Annotated in this window: 13 protein-coding genes; 8 read left to right on the top strand and 5 right to left on the bottom strand. The window is 43.1% G+C overall.

What is annotated here, in order from left to right; all coding sequences use genetic code 11:
- Positions 1-102: 102 nt before the first annotated feature.
- A complete protein-coding gene (locus CWC29_RS05275) occupies positions 103-2,262 on the bottom strand; it encodes a S46 family peptidase (RefSeq protein ID WP_128727798.1) in 2,160 nt (719 codons plus the stop codon).
- A 275-nt stretch (positions 2,263-2,537) separates the two neighbouring features.
- Here CWC29_RS05275 and CWC29_RS05270 point away from each other — a divergent pair, with 275 nt between their 5' ends.
- The 3 genes from CWC29_RS05270 to CWC29_RS05260 are packed head-to-tail and all read left to right on the top strand — an operon-like array spanning position 2,538 to position 4,779.
- Complete coding sequence (locus CWC29_RS05270) at positions 2,538-3,200, top strand: CDP-alcohol phosphatidyltransferase family protein (RefSeq protein WP_128727799.1); 663 nt, start codon at positions 2,538-2,540, stop codon at positions 3,198-3,200.
- A complete protein-coding gene (locus tag CWC29_RS05265; RefSeq protein ID WP_128727800.1) occupies positions 3,193-4,125 on the top strand; it encodes a phosphatidate cytidylyltransferase in 933 nt (310 codons plus the stop codon). The genes CWC29_RS05270 and CWC29_RS05265 overlap by 8 nt, the downstream gene beginning before the upstream one ends.
- A 39-nt stretch (positions 4,126-4,164) precedes the next feature.
- Positions 4,165-4,779, top strand: coding sequence for a lysophospholipid acyltransferase family protein (locus CWC29_RS05260; protein WP_209319024.1), 615 nt, complete (start codon positions 4,165-4,167; stop codon positions 4,777-4,779).
- A 99-nt stretch (positions 4,780-4,878) separates the two neighbouring features.
- Here the strand turns inward: CWC29_RS05260 and CWC29_RS05255 are convergent, their stop codons facing one another.
- Both CWC29_RS05255 and CWC29_RS05250 read right to left on the bottom strand, forming a co-directional pair.
- Positions 4,879-5,406 carry a hypothetical protein gene (locus tag CWC29_RS05255; protein ID WP_138521845.1) on the bottom strand — a complete coding sequence of 176 codons (528 nt, stop codon included), beginning with the start codon at positions 5,404-5,406 and terminating at the stop codon, positions 4,879-4,881.
- On the bottom strand, positions 5,403-7,469 hold the full coding sequence (locus CWC29_RS05250; RefSeq protein WP_138521847.1) for a T6SS phospholipase effector Tle1-like catalytic domain-containing protein: 2,067 nt from the start codon (positions 7,467-7,469) through the stop codon (positions 5,403-5,405). The genes CWC29_RS05255 and CWC29_RS05250 overlap by 4 nt, the downstream gene beginning before the upstream one ends.
- Positions 7,470-7,716: 247 nt before the next feature.
- Here CWC29_RS05250 and CWC29_RS05245 point away from each other — a divergent pair, with 247 nt between their 5' ends.
- The 3 genes from CWC29_RS05245 to CWC29_RS05235 all read left to right on the top strand — a co-directional run bounded on the left by CWC29_RS05245 (position 7,717) and on the right by CWC29_RS05235 (position 11,743).
- On the top strand, positions 7,717-9,312 hold the full coding sequence (locus CWC29_RS05245) for an ABC-F family ATPase (RefSeq protein WP_095727709.1): 1,596 nt from the start codon (positions 7,717-7,719) through the stop codon (positions 9,310-9,312).
- A gap of 197 nt (positions 9,313-9,509) precedes the next feature.
- A complete protein-coding gene (locus tag CWC29_RS05240; RefSeq protein WP_138521849.1) occupies positions 9,510-11,294 on the top strand; it encodes a hypothetical protein in 1,785 nt (594 codons plus the stop codon).
- A 218-nt stretch (positions 11,295-11,512) separates the two neighbouring features.
- Positions 11,513-11,743 carry a hypothetical protein gene (locus CWC29_RS05235; RefSeq protein WP_128727805.1) on the top strand — a complete coding sequence of 77 codons (231 nt, stop codon included), beginning with the start codon at positions 11,513-11,515 and terminating at the stop codon, positions 11,741-11,743.
- 113 nt (positions 11,744-11,856) lie between these two features.
- Here the strand turns inward: CWC29_RS05235 and CWC29_RS05230 are convergent, their stop codons facing one another.
- Positions 11,857-12,618, bottom strand: coding sequence for a peptidylprolyl isomerase (locus CWC29_RS05230; RefSeq protein ID WP_138521851.1), 762 nt, complete (start codon positions 12,616-12,618; stop codon positions 11,857-11,859).
- A 278-nt stretch (positions 12,619-12,896) separates the two neighbouring features.
- On the opposite strand from CWC29_RS05230, the gene CWC29_RS05225 reads away from it, so the two are divergent.
- Entirely contained in the window at positions 12,897-14,153 is a 1,257-nt protein-coding gene (locus CWC29_RS05225) for an aromatic amino acid transport family protein (RefSeq protein ID WP_138521853.1), read from the top strand.
- Between the two features lie 205 nt (positions 14,154-14,358).
- Positions 14,359-18,564 carry a DEAD/DEAH box helicase gene (locus CWC29_RS05220; protein ID WP_138521855.1) on the top strand — a complete coding sequence of 1,402 codons (4,206 nt, stop codon included), beginning with the start codon at positions 14,359-14,361 and terminating at the stop codon, positions 18,562-18,564.
- Here the strand turns inward: CWC29_RS05220 and CWC29_RS05215 are convergent.
- Entirely contained in the window at positions 18,548-19,627 is a 1,080-nt protein-coding gene (locus CWC29_RS05215; RefSeq protein ID WP_235956528.1) for an amidohydrolase family protein, read from the bottom strand. The two genes, CWC29_RS05220 and CWC29_RS05215, sit on opposite strands and share 17 nt — an antisense overlap.
- Positions 19,628-19,675: the final 48 nt, after the last annotated feature.

Here is a 19,675-nt window from a genome sequence, read left to right as displayed (position 1 = left end):
GACAAATTGATATCACCCGTAGGTCGGCCTTTAGGCCGACTAACGTTTAAACCCAAAGGCTACCCTTTAAACGTAAGGATGGTTGTCGACCTAAAGGTCGACCTACTTTACTATCTTCATTTCATCTAACAGGTTTTGCGCATTATCAACCTTGTCCATTACCCATAACATGTAACGCGAATCAACATGAATTGAGCGGTTCAGGTTCTTATCGTAATCCCAATCACCAATAATGCTTTCATATACACCATCAAAGAGTAAACCCACTAACTCCGCTTTCCCATTCAGGGTTGGCGAGCCCGAGTTACCACCTGTGGTATCCACATTAGAAAGGAAATTCACCGGTACGGTATTCATGCCACCTGTATATTGACCATATACTTTTTCACGGATCAACTGCTGCTGCTTTTTAGGCGCGTTAAATGGTTCAACATCAGTATTTTTCGCCAACAGTCCTTCAAGCGAGGTAAATGGCGTTGCCACTAAGCCATCTTGCGGTGAATAACCACCTACCGTACCGTAAGTGACACGGAGTGTGCTGTTAGCATCCGCGTAAACTGGCTTATTTTGAGATTTGTTGTAAGCAATAATAGCTTCCATCAAAGCAGGACGTGCAGATTGCTGCTTACCAGCCAATTCTTTTTCTTCATCTTCGATTTGCTTCATCACTGCAAAAATCGCTTTTGCATATTGAATGAATGGATCAGAGCTCTGATTTAACTGCTCAAGCTCTAAATCTAACATCCAAAGACGGGCTTTTTCATCAGCAAGCTTAGAGTTAGCATACATCTCATCTAGCAGCGCTTGGTGCTTTGCTTTATTGAAGCCGTTTTCAAGTTGAAGCTGCTTATCTACTTCAGCTAAACGCGCTTCTTTTGGCAAGGCTGCATAAAGCTCCATGAAGTAAAGCATAATCGCTTTATCAACTGTTTCATCATAACGGCGCGTCATACGCTGTAGCCCCGCTTTGATTTTTGGCATATCACGTTCTTGATAGCCACTCTCACGCTCAGCATCAGGCTTTTGTTTTTCAACCGCCAAGCGATAAAGCTTACGCGCAGTAGACATCATTTGTGAGCGATGGATATAGCCAACCATCATATCACGCTCATAATGAGCTTGAGATTGAGCAACCAACTCGCTCAATTCGTTTAGTACAGCACCATACTTTGCTTTACGGTCTGCATCAGCATTAATCCAAGTGCTAAGATCACGCTCAAATTGCTGCTTGCGGCTATACATACTGCCTTTTTTGAAGCTCTCAATCATAGAGCCAAAGTTTTTGATGTAGTTGTTGTAACCCGCAATGGTGCTTTCGTAAGCAATACGAGCTTGAGAACCTTCAGGTGCGTTTTCTTCAATCAGTTCCACATACTTAGAGTTATGTTTGCGTACCATGGGGTAAACCGTGTTAAATACATAATCCACTTCAGAAGCAATACGATAGCGATTGGTACGACCCGGATAACCCGTCACCATCACAAAGTCGCCCTCTTGCACGCCTTTTGCACTCACACTCAAAAACGACTCAGGGTTATAAGGTACGTTATCCTTAGAAAACTCAGCTGGCTTACCATCTTTACCCACATATGCACGGTAAAAAGCAAAGTCGCCGGTGTGACGAGGCCACATCCAGTTATCTATATCGCCACCATATTTGCCCACGCCCATCGCTGGTGTATATGCCAGACGGACGTCTTTTATCTCTAAAGATTTAATGAGGTAATATTCCAATCCACCATGAAAGGTATAAACATTACAGCGATAGCTTTCATCTTGCTCACACTCAGCAACAAGTTGTTTGCGCTTACTGTCAATGGCATCAAAACGTGCTTTACCGGTAAGCGAATCAGTACCGGCATTAACTTTATCCGTTACGTTCGACACTTCTTTTGTCACATAAACCCGTGAGCCCGGTGCCGCAGGTAGATCTTCACTTGGCTGTTTTGCTAAAAAGCCATTCTCAAGAATATTATTATCTGTTGTTGAGTTGTATTGAATAGAGCCGTATGCACAGTGATGATTTGTCACCACTAAACCTTTAGGAGAGACAAATGACGCCGTACAGCCACCTAAGCTAATCACCGCATTCATCGGGAATTCAGTGAGTTTAGAAATTGACTTAGCATCAATTTCCAGTCCTTTAGACTTTAAAATAGATTCAAGTTCAGGTAGTTGATGTGGTTGCCACATGCCTTCATCGGCAGCAACGTACTGAGAAAAGGCCAACACCATGGCCGCGGAGATAGCTTTAATACGCATATTCCAATCCTAAATGTTATATTATTTTAATTGCGATCAGTAATGTGACCCAAGATAGTGCCAAATAGCAATTTATTTCGGTGGAATTTAATAAAACAATGTAAATATTCTTCTTCAGTCTCTCCGCTTTACATCATCTCAAGTGTTAAAGCTAAACCCAATATGTAGTACCTTGTTGACCTATCACAGATCATTTATACTGGCTCGGCACAACGACAAAGATCATCCCTTCTTCAAAAGAGCTGAAGAATGCGTATTCTAAGGAAAAGGAAATCATGGAAGACAAATCAAGTCGGCGTCCACTCAAGGTACGCTCAAGCACATATGCTCAGCGCGTCGCCAAATGGCTTAGCAATAAAAATATCACTCCTAACACTATTTCACTACTCAGCGTGCTGTTTGCAGCCTGCTCAGCAATCTCTCTTGTTTTGTTACCACTGTCTTCTGGACTACTCATTTGGCTTTTGCCTCTACTTGCCGCCATATGCATTCAATTTCGCTTACTGTGTAATTTGTTCGATGGTATGGTCGCTGTGGAAGGTGGGAAAAGTACCGCATCTGGTGAACTTTTTAACGATATGCCAGACAGATTTGCTGATGCTTTCATCATTGTTGCTGTGGGCTATGCAGTCCCTCAATTTAGTTACGCAATCGATATTGCTTGGTGTGCGGCAACGCTTGCAATTATGACCGCTTACGTCAGAACCTTAGCAACGAGTACAGGGGCTCCTGCCAATTTTTGTGGGCCTATGGCGAAACAACACCGAATGGCTTTACTTACATTTGCATGCCTTTTTACAACTATAGAGCCTCTATTCTGGCAACAAGGGGCTGTGTTATATACGTCATTACTTATCATTAGCGTCGGTTCATTCATCACGTTATTTAAACGAGCTATCCTTGCCTATCAATACCTTGAGGGCAAACGCGATGTTTAACGTCCCTGATCATTCTTTGTATGCCATGGCGTTGGTAGGACTCATCTTAATCACCGCAACGCTTGCTTATTTAGTTATTAGCCGAATACAACGAGATACGGATCATCAAGAATTAAAACTCAGGATCCAATCTTGGTGGTGGATAATTGGCGCTTTTTTTGTCGTATTAGCCTCCAACATACATTTCGCACTTGCTTTTATTGGCTTTTTAAGTTTTCTAGCATTAAAAGAGTTTTTGTCCATAGTGCCAGGACGGCAAACCGATAGGCGCGCTATTTTTTGGCTATATTTGAGTATCCCACTGCAATATTATTGGGTTGCAACTCAGTGGTATGGCATGTTTATTATCTTTATTCCTGTTTATATCTTTCTATTTATCCCTATTAGAATGGTGCTCATCGGTGATACAAAAGGATTCATAAAGTCAGCTGGGATCCTTAACTGGGCCGTCATGTTGTGTGTTTTCTCTATTAGTCACCTTGGCTACTTGTTAGTTTTGCCGGTCAAAAACAGTGAGGCGGGTGCCATTGGTCTGGTATTGTATTTACTGTTTACTACTCAATTTAACGACGTTTGCCAATACGTTTGGGGAAAGCTGTTTGGTAAGCATAAAATCATCCCAAAAGTGAGCCCCAACAAAACATGGCAAGGTTTTATTGGTGGCGCCTGTACTACTGCCACATTGTCTTGTTTTGTTGCCCCTGCACTCACGCCACTATCGACCTTACAAGGCGCAGGCGCAGGGCTCCTAATAGCTGTTACTGGTTTTTTTGGTGATTTAGTTATTTCAAGTGTTAAACGGGATTTACAAATTAAAGACACAGGGGTCATGATCCCCGGCCATGGTGGCATTTTAGATAGGATGGACAGCCTACTCTACACTTCACCACTATTCTTCCATTACCTTTACTATCTGCACTATTAAACTATGCTTGCACGCGTTTTAAAGATACTGTTTTTTGGGATGATTATTAAGCCAGTGGTTTTAATTTTACTAGGGCTCAACGTTGTTAATCGCAATAAGCTACCAACACATGGGCCTGCTATCCTCGCGCCAAGCCATAATAGCCATTTGGATACCCTAGTATTAATGAGCTTGTTTCCATTAAGGATGATACATAAGATACGCCCCGTAGCCGCTGCAGATTATTTTCTCGCCAACAGATATATCGCTTGGTTTGCACTCAATGTTATTGGGATCATTCCTCTAAATCGCAAGCAAGTTACACGCAAAACACAGCTCTTTGAACAATGCCATAAAGCGTTAAAGCAAGGTGAAATCTTGATTTTTTTTCCTGAAGGGTCTCGTGGTGAACCTGAAAAAATGACGCAGTTAAAGAAAGGTATTTTTCATCTCACTCGCGATTGTAAGCCGGTGCTCGTTTACCCCATTATGATGCATGGACTTGGCCGCTCTTTACCCAAAGGAGAAGCTTTATTTGTGCCATTTAATTGCGACGTCATTGTCGGCGAGCCACTTTCTTGCACAAGCCACGCGAGCGCACTAGTGCAAGAAATCGAACTACAATTTAACTCGATGCGATCACTTTGTTCAACATATCGGGTAGACGAAGAGTGATAAAACTCTCCTCTTGTAAGCCTAATATCCAAAAAACGGTTCGCTGCCGTACTCTCCTACTTTACTGTTATCTGCATAAATAGTGGACATTTTTCTTAGCTAATTAAACATCTCATCGGTTAATTCAAAAGGCTCCCAAGTCGCCTGTGCTGAACCAATTTCTTCTAAAATCCGCCCTTTCACGCCATCAAATGGAGCATTAGAGATCCACATTTTTACCTCACCCTTTTCACCAAAACCAAAGATAATCTGAGGGACAAGATCTTCCTTTACCTCTCCCGTGTGGAAGGTAATACTAGGCAGGTTTTTTGCGATTTTGTATGCTTTATCACGTTGTACACTGAACTCAGCGTTGTAATGCCTTCCTTGTTTATAATCCCACCATTGTGCTTTCACTTTATGCGGGATTTCAGCTCCCCAAAACGTACTATTTGCATTAGCATTACCCCAACAACAACCTATTGAGCCTGCTGGTGGAGAAAACTTGTCGTCAAACACTAGCTTAACCATTAGGTCACTATTTTCATAGGCAGATACACCTATCCGCAACTTAACCAATTCTGTACTTGAAGAGCAGCTACAAAGCAGCATTACTGCCATTAAAACGGTATAGAGCTTATTGATCATCCTTTTCTCCAAATTGATTTATTTCCATTTTTATACGCTTTCCACACTTGCACCTGCGGTAGCGCTTTTGCATTATTGTAAAACATTTCCCTTTGTCCATTTTCAGTCACGTACTTTGCTTTTGTTTCCTCACCGTGAGCCAGTTTATCCGTAAATCCCGTAAACCGAGAACTAATATGAATATAATGCTCGTATAACTTCTGCCAAGCTTGGCTTGTTGGCCCAGCTTTAAGCGCTTTTGGTACCAAAGTTGCGACCTCGTTGCTAAGTTCATAGGGGTAGATACTTTGAAGACGCGCCATTTCTTTTAGCGGAACGCCATGTTGCACCGCCTCGTTATACATTTGGTGAAGTCCATAATGGGCAAGGGTATTATCTATTTTACGCCTCCAAACGGGCCGATATGTGGTGTAAATATCCTTGTCTCTTCCCGAGCGACTAGCGCCATATCTTAGTCTTTTAAAGCGATAGACCATATCTACGTCAATACCTGGCCACTGATATCTCTGTTCAATTGCTAATTTTGCCTGTTGTACTTTTGCTTCATGCTGTGGCTCACCTGGAATGCCACGAATGCGCTTTAAAGGATATTCAATATCAATACTGATAGGGGCATACCCGCCTCCAATATCAGAATGAACGCCTGGCAGATAATCTTCTTTATGGTTAGAAAACAAGCTACCATCTTTATTTTTTAATGAGCTTAGTGGGAATTTATCACGCCGCTCGTCCCAAGCCGTTAAGTGATACACAGCCCCTGCACTGGCTTGATTAAGATCGAGTCTAGCTGCCTTCTCTAACTCATCTTTAGCATACAGTTCACCATGATAATTATCCCCATCCCCTCCTATCGAAGCGACAGTATCGAAAATTCCAACAAAGCGAAATACCACCTCTTTATTCGCTAACTTAGTATCTTGCTTTACTCTCATTTCATTGATCAGATTAACAAACGCTCTTGCTGCCGCTGCGCCACGGCTGAATCCAAAGCAATCAAGTAAAATCGTGTTGCATAAGCTAATGGAGCTTTTACTCTTAACGAAAGTTTCGATTAAATCAATCGCCTCTATCAACCTTTCATCAAATGAGTAGGCAACGGCTAAATCAATTGTACTATTATCTTCTCCTGCCTTAGTGCCTACGCCTTCGACATAGTGTTTAAAATGAAATTTATCATCCATTTTATACAACTCATGGAGCTTAGCGATATTCGTCGGCTCTTTATCATCAAAGGGGTCCAAAATATCGTTGTATTTATTGTTGCCTGTACCATCAAAGAAGATCCCGATGCTCGGAGGCTCGCTAATAAAATGTAGGTGTACATTGCCCTCGCCTGAAACATTGTGTTTAATCAGCTGCACTCCGCCCTCAGCGCCAATCTTAAGTGCTTTTACTTTTTCTATATCAAGTAAGTCAGCATATGGCACATTATTAAAAAGCACCTGCTCCGGCACCCCCAGGATTTTTGCTTTTAGGCTATAGCTGCCATCTTCACTCAACTTTCCGAATACGAGAGGCGTTTGCGTTGCCCCTTCAGAGGCTCTCGACAACGTGGGGGTATCAGCGCCTTGGATCACAAAACTCACCGCCAACTCCCCCTCCAGCGACACTAATATGCGCTTTTCAGCCACCTCAGGTGATTTATCAACGTTAATAGAGGCCAATACCTGATCGAAAGATGTTAATTGGTCTGATTGATATCCGCCAATGGGCTGATTAGGATCAACCCCACCATTGCTTGCAAAGGCGTTGTTTCTATTCTCGGCTTTGAAATAGGACCTGCGCTTGACGATGATGAGTTGCTCTCTAGAATCGGCAACGCTACCAGACTTTACACTTTGTAAGCCCTTTTTAGTCTTTATAAAAACGCGAGTAAACTCGTCACGCTTAACATGGCGCCAATTATGTCTTTGTCGCAATACTATCCAATCACTGGCATGAGGCTTTAGCTGCGTTCTAATTTCTGACGGTAAATGAGCTGTTGTGGTATGGGGTGGTAAAACTTCCAGCTCATCGATTTGTTGGTCAATCAACCAATTATGTTTCTCTTCAACTATTCTCATCCTTGTTCACCAAAGTTAGTTTTGCAAATCACCCTTTTGAATTAGAATAGACTAACATTTAACCATCAAATTAGTAAATAAAGCTTAACAATATCGTAAATAAAAAGTCTCTTGACGGTGCATTTTTAACGGCCAGACCTTTGCTATTTCGACTACAAAAGTAATCTGTGAGTTAGCCAAACTTTTTACATCATTTGTCACCCATAAATGTTAGGATCGCCGCAATTGTAAGTAATGAGTCAAATTTATGCTTTCGTGTAACAACATCACTATGCAGTTTGGTGCAAAACCACTGTTTGAGAATATTTCCGTTAAGTTTGGTGACGGCAACCGCTACGGCCTAATAGGTGCTAACGGCTGTGGTAAATCCACCTTTATGAAAATCCTAAGCAAAGAGCTTGAGCCAAGTGCAGGTAACGTAAACTACGATCCAAACGAGCGCATCGCTAAGCTAAATCAGGATCAATTTGCCTACGAGCAATATACGGTTGTAGACACGGTGATCATGGGTCATAAAGAGCTGTGGGAAATCAAGCAAGAACGCGATCGCATATACTCATTACCTGAAATGAGCGAAGAAGACGGCATGCGTGTTGCCGATCTTGAAACGCAATTTGCTGAAATGGATGGCTATTCCGCTGAAGCAAAAGCCGGTGAATTACTCCTCGGTGTTGGTATTCCAACCGAGCAGCATTATGGCCTAATGTCTGAGGTTGCTCCAGGCTGGAAGCTACGTGTGCTGCTAGCACAGGTATTATTTGCAGAGCCAGATATCATGCTCCTAGACGAACCAACTAACAACTTGGATATCTACACTATCAAGTGGTTGGAAGACGTATTGAATCAACGTGATTGTACTATGATCATCATCTCTCACGACCGTCACTTCCTAAACTCAGTATGTACACACATGGCGGACATCGACTATGGTGAACTGCGAATCTACTCTGGTAATTACGATGAGTACATGTTTGCGGCAACACAAGCTCGCGAGCGCCTGCTTTCAGATAACGCGAAGAAAAAGGCGCAAATTGCCGAGCTACAACAGTTTGTTTCGCGTTTCTCTGCAAACGCATCAAAAGCAAAACAAGCCACATCTCGTGCTAAGCAAATTGACAAAATTCAGCTGGAAGAAGTTAAAGCGTCAAGTCGTCAAAATCCATTTATTCGCTTTGAGCAGGAAAAACCACTATTCCGTAATGCCCTAGAGCTTGAATCTTTATCACAAGGTTACGAAGAGACGTTATTCTCAAACTTAAACGCACTGGTTGAAGTTGGTGAAAAGGTCGCGATTATCGGTGAAAACGGCGTGGGTAAAACCACCCTCCTCAACACCCTAGCAGGCCGCCAAACACCACTGTCAGGTGCATATAAATGGTCAGAAAACGCCAACATTGGTTACTACGCGCAAGATCATGCTGACGAATTTGAAAAAGACCTCGACCTTTTCCAATGGATGGAGCAGTGGCAGCAACCAGGCGATGATGAGCAAGTTGTGCGCGGCTTCCTAGGCCGTATGCTGTTCTCTCAAAACGACATCAAAAAGTCAGTTAAGGTCATCTCAGGTGGTGAACAAGGCCGTATGCTATTTGGCAAGATCATGATGCACAAGCCCAATATTCTGCTGATGGATGAACCAACTAACCACATGGATATGGAGTCTATCGAGTCTCTAAACTTGGCTTTAGAGCAGTACGAAGGCACCCTATTTTTCGTCTCGCATGATCGTCAGTTTGTATCTTCTCTTGCTACGCGTATTTGGGAAATCAAAGACGGACAAATCATTGACTTCCAAGGTACCTATGACGAATACCTTGCGAAAAAAGCAGCCGAAGCGGTTTAATTTATCGCCAATCATATGCCTACTTAACCACTGAGTAGGCATATCAAGTCAATGGCAAAATATTGTCCTTTAGTACCCAAATAAATAGTAGAAATTACCCGATCATAAAGGCACCTAAGCGGTGTAATCTTATGTAATTAGTAAGTTCGGCATTTCGTTCTAACCTTATGGTGATAAAACCCTGTAAGGAAGCCGTCATGAAATATACTATTCCCGTCGTCGCCGTTTGCTTATTGTCCTGCTTTGCAGCACAAAGTGAAGACACCAGAACTCCCAACGATATAGACTACTCTATGTACTTTAATGCTGATATTCGCGATGCTGAATTTTGCGAGCTCACGTACAGCAAAACAAATAAAAAATATCAATATGGAAAAAATGTTACAAACCCTGCAATGACCTGCCCCGATGCATTTTCTTGGCAGTTATTCACCCAAGTTGTTAATGATAGATTTTGGTCAAACTGGGCAGAAGAAAGAGCTAATTGGCCCGAATACCCCTACCCGCTGTGTAGCGAGAGTGAATCTCCGGCAAAAAATAAATGCTGCACACCTGGCAGTGCAAGTAACAACAAAGAACACTGCCCAACCTTCCCTGCAAAACAATATGCTCGAACTCTCAAAAAGCTAAATCACTTTTCGGATAAAGAAGCGCAATCACTTCTTAGTGAACACTCAGAGTTAATACCAACAGGCCGACCCTCAGTGCTGTCAGCAATGAGAAACAAAAACCTAAAAGCGCATGGTGAAATCACAGGTACAAACATCTGTACACCTGCACAAGTTGAACATGTCAAACGAGTGCTGATCCCCAAGTCGGGTTATGAAAGTAAAGGCAGGATTATTCGGCAGATAAACTCTGAGGTGACTGTACGCAACTTACCTTTCCACGATTATTTATTCAGAAACAACTTATATAACGCTGATGGTGTGCTTGATGTATTCGAAAATAATAACAAGAATCAGCAGAAAAATGCACCATTTCATAGCCGTAATCAATCCGTCATGCAAGATACTACAGCGACTAAAGCAAAGCTATCGACTATCGATCTTCCCCCTGATGCCATCATGATAAAGAGCAACTGGTTATATCATGAATTTGCTACCGAGCTGGGCTACCCACAAGATACTAATCGTTATATATCCAAAACACTGAAAACATCCGTTTGCCTAGCCGAAGATAAAGACCCAACTTCATGTAATGCCAAAGAAAAACCAGAAAATTTCTGCGATATCGTTGGTAAACACTATCTTTTAGCATTTCATATTTCATCAAAAGACATCCCACAATGGGTTTGGACCACCTTTGAACATGTCGACAATTTTGGTCGGTGTGATTTCACAGGGTGTAATGATGCCTTCGGTTTTAATCGAAAAGCAGAATCAAAAGATGATGTAGGACTCAATTACGTCAGTCCAAAACAACGAAGCGATGAATTAAACTCTCCAAGTATTGTTTACAACAGAGATTTAAAATACGAAGCAGAAGAAATGAGCGCTTCTTTAAGAGCGCTTTTGAAGAATACCGGTATCGCCCAAGGTCAAAGTACGAGTGAACATGAACCGGATCCTGAAGATAGCGCTTGGAGTCACTTTAGGCTCAAAGGTTCTCAGGTCAACTTTACAGATCACATGGGACATTCAACCTTACTTGGCAACTCTATTACAGAAGGTGGTTTTATGCAGCAGTCTAGTTGTATAAGCTGCCATTCTAGAGCTGGGGTTCACAAGGTTATGAAAGAGATCACCGCAGATGGCGAAACAAAGCAAGTCAAGACCGCTGACTTTTTCAAACTTAGTGTGTTCGAGCGCCAGCTAAGTGACTTTGGCTACCAGCAAAGCGTTCACAATGTGCCTAAATCAGAGTGGTTCTATAATAACAACGACAAAGCGACGCTAGACGTATTGCAAACGGATTTTATTTGGGGGTTTTTGTTTGCAAGTCCTCTATGCACCTCTGAAAGTGGCGAAGAGTGTGACTGAAGTAAGTAACCAAAAGTAGCTCACAAACTTTAAACACTAATCGGGCCAACTTACAAACCGTATGTTGGCTCGTTTAGTCTACGAAAGCATATCCCACCTGCAGAAAACCAAAAATAGTGCAACTCATCACCATATAAAAAAGAACAAAAAATAGACAGGATTACAATTTTACTGTTAGGATTGTTCTCGCAAAAATTGGAATAATAAAAGGGTCGGCTATGGAACGTTTACAGAATATGTATTCGATAATGTTGCTGTCTAAGCTGAAAGCAAGCTTTCCAGAATCTTGTGATATCAATCATCACACTTTTTCACTCCCACATGCGGATCAACACCTACTCGAAGATGTTGTAACCACTCACCTCAATGAAGGGCTTATCCAAACGGATGGCCGTGATCAGTATAGTTTGACGACAAAAGCAATTGCTCTGTTTGGCGAAGATGAATAACTTAATAATAAAGAAATAAGCGCACCGAAGTGCGCTTCCAAGTTATTAACCTGAGATCAGGTTAACTAGGGACTGTGATGCTATTGTTAGCATCTGCAACCAAAGTGACTTGGTTACCTATGAAATCTACGTCTGAGACCGAAAATACCAGCCAACAACATAAGGCCGGCAAACATTGAACCGCCAGATGAATCAGAGTCAGTTGAAGGCTTATCAGGCACTTGATCAATCAAGGTATTTGCTTTAGGGCTAAGACCCTGTGCTGATTTAGGGTCATCATCTAGAACCGTAATTGCGTTTATCGTCACAAAGTTAGCGGCACCTGGTTCACTATTATTATCCTTGCATTGTTCATCAGTAAAGTTAACTAATGGCACATTACCGCAGCGAGGAATTTTTTCTATCGCCTCTAATATTTCCATACCATTACCGATAACCTCTCCAAACACCGTGTAGCCACCATTTTTGGCATCTAAAGTTTTGCTGTTGTCGACCAAGTTAAAAAACCATTGACTAGTCGCACTGTCTGGCTTGTTTTCCAACTTTGCCATGGCAATCGTGCCCTTTACGTTTGACCACTCGGGCTCATTTTTTACGGCATCGTAAGTATTGATACCGTCGAGAGGGATGTTACCCTCATACTTAAATCCGCCACCTTGTACAACAAAGTCGGGAATAACGCGGTGAATTACTGTATCAGAATAGCGTCCGTTATCTACGTATTTCAAAAAATTTTCCACGGTTTTCGGAGTACTTTCATCAAATAGATTGACCTGAAAGCTACCATGAGATGTTTGAAATTCAACAATCGTTGCATTAGCAGCAAAGCTTCCCAACAAAGTTGAAGCGAGCAATAGAGAGTTTAGCTTGAACATACTTTTCCACTTGGTTATTTTAATTCTCTTTGCAAACTAGAATAAAAATTTATTTATAAGTCGGCTAGCAATTCATTGTCAGTGGTAACAATTAAGAACATTTGCAGACTTAGATTTACAAAAACCGATTAAGAACCCGCCACACCTTGTGCAAGTTTTAGCCAAACAAGCGTTATTCACCGCATAACTCCTCGGAGTAGACGGTTTATACATGCAACACTTCGTCATTTTTTATATGATGCGCTCGATTATAATTCTAAATCCAGGACAACAAGTATATGAGTAATTCCTCTGAAGCAGCGATGGAGATGAATACCGTCGACAATGGGCGCTGGACACAACACGACACACATTGGGTATTAAGCTTATTTGGCACTGCGGTCGGAGCAGGTATTTTATTCTTGCCAATTAACATTGGTATTGGCGGCTTTTGGCCACTCGTTATCATGACCGTGCTTGCCTTCCCTATGACCTATTTAGCACACCGAGGATTAGCCCGGTTCGTCCTTTCATCAAAGCAAAAAAACGCTGATTTTACGGATGTAGTAGAAGAGCATTTCGGCGCAGGTGCTGGCCGTTTAATTTCCTTACTTTACTTTTTCTCTATTTTCCCTATTTTGCTTATCTATGGTGTTGGTTTAACCAATACGGTTGACAGCTTTATCGTCAATCAGCTTGGCTTTGAGTCGCCATCTCGCATTTTACTCTCTGGTTTGCTCGTTGCCGGGATGATTGCCATCATGCTCGGTGGCGAAAAGCTGCTCCTGCGCGCTTTTGCTATTTTAGTTTACCCGTTGGTTGGGGTACTACTGTTTTTGTCACTCTATTTAGTGCCTAACTGGCAAATGCCAGTGGTAAGCACGCCTGATGTTGCGAGCTTAACCGAACTGCTTTGGCTATCCGTACCTATCGTAGTATTTTCATTTAGCCATGCAGCCGCCATTTCTAGCTTTGCCAACGTGCAGCGTCGTCACTACAAAAGTGAGGCAGTTCAAAAATCAGAAGCGATCCTTCGTACGACCTCTATTATGTTGATAGTGTTTGTTTTGCTATTCGTATTCTCCTGTGTATTCTCTTTAACACCAGAGCAAATGGAAGAAGCAAAATCAGCGAATGTGTCTGTTTTATCCTATTTAGCTAACGTGTATAACAATCCGTTTATTGAAATGCTTGGCCCGCTTGTGGCATTTATCGCGATTACTTCATCTTTCCTAGGCCACTTCCTTGGTGCACGTGAAAGCTTTAACGGCCTTGCAACCAAGCAAACGAGCATGAGCTACAAACTTGCTGACAAGCTAGGCGTGGTATTTATGTTTGTTGCTATTTGGGTATGCGCCGTATTAAACCCAAGTATTTTGGACATGATGGGAGCTATCTCAGGCCCAATCATTGCGATGATCTTGTTTATCATGCCAACCATTGCCGTGTTTAAAGTACCAGCACTACAAAAATACAAAAGCCACGTTGGCACTTATTTTTTGCTATTCGTCGGCTTGCTGGCGGTTTCTGCATTACTGTATAACATGCTAGGCTAACAAAAAGGGAGGCATCGCCTCCCTCACCTCTCTATCTTTCTTGTTACTTACCCTCATGATAGTTCACCTGTATAGTACTAGTTTTCAGTGCATTGAATGAGCCACCACAGCCCAAAGACGGACTTTGACTTTGCTTGTCTTCGTGGCAGTTCAGACTAAATTATGGTAATTTTCAGTGTCTTAAATTGAACACTACGACCAAACGATGAATTTAGACTTTCCACCAGCAATTAACGAAGAAATCACAGCGCTAATCAATCAAGTGCATAACCTGCCTGTTCACGAGCAAACGCTGTTGAGTGTGCTGGCGGTCGTCTATAAACCAGTTTCAGCAATCAAGCTCAAACGCCTAGTTCAAACGCTCGTGGCAAAAGAGATCATCCCTGAAAATGACTTTGAACAAGGTGTAAGTCATAGCCAAATTATGAAGTGGCGCTCAGACGGGTTAGTGACTTTCAACGAAGATGGAGTGCAAATAAACCTAAAGCTCGCGACCAGTTTAAGCCATCGAGTCATGGCTGACGGCCAGTTTTTAGCAATCCTTAACACCGCAGAAGAGTTTATCCCTGTACTGAATGCTTATGAATGGGAACGCCAATTTGCTGATGAACAGCGACTCATTCGAGATTTTTTATTTATTAATCAACTGCCAAAAGCCCGCAACCATTTAGGACTGGCGAAAGACCCACAGGCGGTGTGTCATAAGACCAATCAAGTGCTATTACCACTGTATTTTTATCCTTTTTCAGTTGAAGGATTTTCGGCGCTTGCTGATGACTTGCAATATCAAGCTTTTGCAACCTTGCTCTATACCTTACTACAAGGTGGTCACAGCATTCGCTATGCAGTTGAAATACTCACACAGGTTCAAGCAAAGACACAAAACCCGCTACTGACCTGTTTATTAGCAGAATATCAAATCTATACCCTGCAATTGGATAAGGCTCAGGCGTTGGTAGCCAATATCCAAACCGCTTATAGTGCACAAATTATGGCGAGCATTGCTTTTTTACAACAACACGACGACCTTATCGTTTGTTTTGAACAAGCACTAAAAGCCAAAGACAAAATCACCAAACGTAAAAAACAGTACCTAGGTAGAACACTGGGTTTGTTTCATAAGTTGGCGTTATTGCAACAAGCCAATAGCCATGATGCCGCATTATTTGACACCCTCTCGCAGCAGCTTGAGTTTGAAAGCCAAGACAGCAAAGCACCTTATAACAACTTCTTTGCCAATAACGTGCTGTTATACTGCGCGGAGAGCTTGTCGCAAAACAGTAGCTACAGCAGCGCCCACTTAAATTATTCAAGCTTGAAGAAATCTCATGTTTTTGACTATTACTTAGGTCGCTTGCTCGACTGCTTTGCACACTTCTGGTGTAATCAGAACTTAGATGCCAAAACACTTGCCAGTCTCGACGACTGCATCGCAATTTTTGAGCGCCTCTCTTTACCTCTTTTTGCTGGGCTTGCAAAGCAGTTGATGCTGGCAATGCACGGTGAGCAATATCCGCTTGCGTTTAATCCCGAGCTGAATGTTAGTCATCTCGTTGCCAAAAAGACGGCGTGGGATCTGGCATTGGACAAGCTTATTGCACTCAACCCGAACGCAAATACCAGCCAAGAAGTTGACGAACAATTTCGCCTGATTTGGCAAATTAGGCAAGGTCGCTTTGATATTGAGTTTTTAGCACGCGAGCAAAAACGGGGTAAAACAGGCTGGGGAAAAGGTAAGCCAATTTCCTGCAAACAACTGAAACAGCACCCAGAGCAATTTAGTTATATCAGCCAATCTGATAAAAAGCTGATCGACGCCATCGCACCACAGTCAGGTTATGGCTACAATGGTCGTGTGGACTACGCCCTTGCGGGAATTCCAGCGTTAAAAGCCGCAGTCGGCGCCACCAACCTATACCATGAAGAAGACTTAAAACAAGCCATTACCATTGCCGAGAAATCTCCCGAGTTACACATCCGTCAACATGGCGACGATCTGCTACTCTCTATTCCTAATTTACCCAGCTATTTTGGTCAACCGCAAACCTACTCATTTATTCAGCAAGCTGAGCATCACTACGAGTTTATTGTGTTTAACCAATCACATATACAGGTCGCTGAGATAATTGGTGAATCCGGGTTAACCGTGCCTGCTAGTGCAAAACAAAAAGTGCTGTCGAGTATTAAAGCCATCGCACCTTATCTTAATGTACAGTCTGATTTAGCTGATATAGATACTGGGCTAGATAGTATCGAGGCGCAATCAGCGCTTGTTATTAACATTCAACCTTATCATCAAGGCCTCGATTTTCACTGCGTGGTCATGCCCTTTGGCGAAAAAGGGCCGATTTTTCATCCCGGGCACGGTATTGCCACTGTCAGCGCCGAAATCGATGGTAAGCGCTTATCCACCACCCGAAACTTGTTACTTGAGCAGCAAAGATTGGATGAGTTAGATACGCACTGCCCGCTATTTTTGGAGATGACGGATAATCGCTTAAGTTTAGCCGAAATGGATGCAGCGCTAGAGGTGCTGCAAGAACTTGAGCTGGTGGTTAATCAAGAGCCTTGCCCTATGGCACTCAAGCTCAGATGGCCTAAAGGTAAAAAGGTTAAGCTCAGTAGCAAGCTCGAAAGCCAACATTTGCAACTTGCCATGAGCAAGAAAAATGAATGGTTCGACATGACTGGCGAGCTACAAGTAAGTAATGACCAAGTTATCGAACTTAAACAGCTTCTCAAAATGGTTGCCACCAGCAATGGCCGCTTTATTGCGCTGGACGGTGAGCAAGTGCTCGCCCTTTCAAGTGAGTTAAAAGCGCAACTTGACCAGCTCAATAACGCGACCGAGGGCGGAAAGTTTCACCCGCTAGCTGCACCTTTAATTGCGGAAGCCACCACAGGAATGCGGATGAAAACCTTGCCGGCTTGGGAAGAGCAAAACGAAAAAATGCAGCAAGCCGTCGCATTGACTCCAACGCTTCCTTCAACATTACAAGCCGAGCTTCGCGACTACCAGCAGGCGGGATTTGACTGGGCTATGCGACTTGCCCATTGGGGTGCAGGTGCGTGCCTTGCCGATGATATGGGATTGGGTAAAACCATCCAAGCGCTGGCGATGATATTGGCCCGTGCCAATGTCGGCCCAACGCTTGTCATCGCGCCAACATCGGTCTGCTTCAACTGGCAACAAGAAATCCAAAAATTCGCTCCAACCTTGTCGGTAAAACTCTTTTCTGACTTTCCACATTCTGATGCCAGAGCTGAGATGCTGAGCAACTTGCAACCACTGGATTGTGTGATATTAAGCTATGGCCTGCTACAGCGCGAAGTTGATATCTTAAAGCCTATCACTTTTGAAACCATTGTCGCCGATGAAGCCCAAGCGCTAAAAAATCCTTTAGCGAAGCGTACTCTGGCCGCCTGCGCGCTCAAAGGCAAGTTTAAGCTGATCACCACAGGGACCCCAATAGAAAATAACCTCACCGAGCTTTGGTCACTCTTTCGTTTTGTAAACCCCGGATTGCTCGGTAACCTCAAACGCTTTAGTGAAAAGTTTTCCGCTCCCATTGAAAATGCCAATGAAGATAAGCTAGCAGCACACCGTGCCCGTAAAGGACTCAAACACCTGATCCAGCCTTTTATTTTACGCCGTATGAAGCATCAGGTATTAACCGAATTGCCACCACGCACTGAGATCAATGTACCAATTCAATTGAGCCAAGAAGAACAAACCTTTTACGAAGCACTGCGTCAAAACGCCATTGACGAAATTTCACAGTCAACACAGCAAGACAGTGCCAATGAACAACGCTTTAAAATGCTGGCAGCACTAACCCGCTTGCGCCAAGCCTGTTGTCATCCAAAACTGTTAATGGCAGAAAGTCAGATAACCAGCTCGAAATTAGCGGCATTGGATGAGCTTCTGAACGAGCTGCAAGAGAACAATCACAAGGCGCTTATATTCAGTCAGTTTGTAGGCCACTTGCAACTCATTAAAGCTCGCTTGGAAAAACGCGGGATCCGGTTTCAATATTTAGATGGCAGCACCCCAAGCAAAGCACGTCAGCAGGCCGTGAATGCGTTTCAAAAAGGTGAAGGCGAGGTATTTTTGATTAGCCTCAAAGCCGGCGGCTCTGGTTTAAACCTTACCGCGGCAGATTATGTTATTCACATGGATCCTTGGTGGAATCCTGCGGTTGAAGAGCAAGCGTCAGACCGCGCACATAGAATGGGACAAACACGCCCCGTTACTATTTATCGCTTAATTGCCAAAGGCACGATTGAAGAACAAATTGTCGAGCTCCATCATCATAAAAAAGACCTCGCGGATCAATTGCTCGCGAACACCGATAAGGTGATGAAACTAGACGTAAACGATGTACTATCCATGCTTAAAGAGACGCTTTAATACAAATCTCTGGCGCACGATAAGGTAAATCTAACAGCGAAAAGTAGTTTTGACCTAAGGCGATCCGGCGAAAGGCGTTGTCATCAAGTTCGGCGAGAATTCGACTATTGATATCGACTTCTTCTAGATAATCGAAAAAGCGTTTGTTTTTACTGGCGACGAAGTCACTGCCCGGCAAAAAGCGCTCAGCATGGGCATTAATAAATTCAACATACTGCGCCTGAATTTTCGGGTCGCTAAAGTAATAGTCGTACAAAATCCGCCATGACAGATCGGCCTTTAGGTTTTTATATTGAGAGAATAGCCGCTCCATGGTGTTTATGTGTAGCTCTGGATCAATTTGGTTTAACTCTTTTGAGACGCCCATGTGCATCCAAATAATATCGTTTTCTGGGTAGCGCTTTAGCACTTCCTCAAGCAAAGGCAAGTATTTGAGTGGCGCGTTGTTATCGCCCAAGTCAGCGTGCAGTGCAAGCGGAATACGCTTTTCTTTTAGCACAGCCATAAACGGCTGCCACTTGGCGATAGTCTCTTTATCTACCGCTTGATGACCGTTACCAAAATGCGCCGCTTTGACTAAATTCACTTCTCCCATCCAACGAAATAAGTCACCAAACTCGTCTTCGAGAAGTGCCATTTTTGGCAAAATAGTCTCTGGTTTATGCAAGTCAGCAAAGGTCATAGACAAAGTAATATGCACGTTATCTGCGCCATATTTAAGATAATTGCTTGCATTTTTAAAGTCATTTTGAATGCTGGGTGAAATCAACTGGCTGTAGCAACCACGCTCACCAAAGCAGTCAGGCCTTCGCTCGTAAGTTTGACCAATGCCATAAACATTGATAAACACCACTCCCGCACGCTCTGCCCAAGTAACGAGCTTATCAAACGGCACCGCTTCTCCGCGAAATGGTTGAAAATGGTGATGGGAATCAACGGCAAAATAACTAGGCTGCGTCTTGCGGTCGTAACATTGGATATTATCTACACTAAAAGTTGCCAGCGTGCGTGTGCTAGTGGCCGAGACACTTTGACAACCTGCCAATAAAACGGCACAACTCATGGCTATAACACTTTGTTTTACATTCATTTTTATTATCTACTGAGTCTC

The organism is Pseudoalteromonas galatheae (genome assembly GCF_005886105.2).
In the GTDB taxonomy this organism is placed as follows: domain Bacteria; phylum Pseudomonadota; class Gammaproteobacteria; order Enterobacterales; family Alteromonadaceae; genus Pseudoalteromonas; species Pseudoalteromonas galatheae.
The sequence above is the reverse complement of the archived record's forward strand: the minus strand, read 5'-3'. Positions and strand labels throughout refer to the sequence as shown.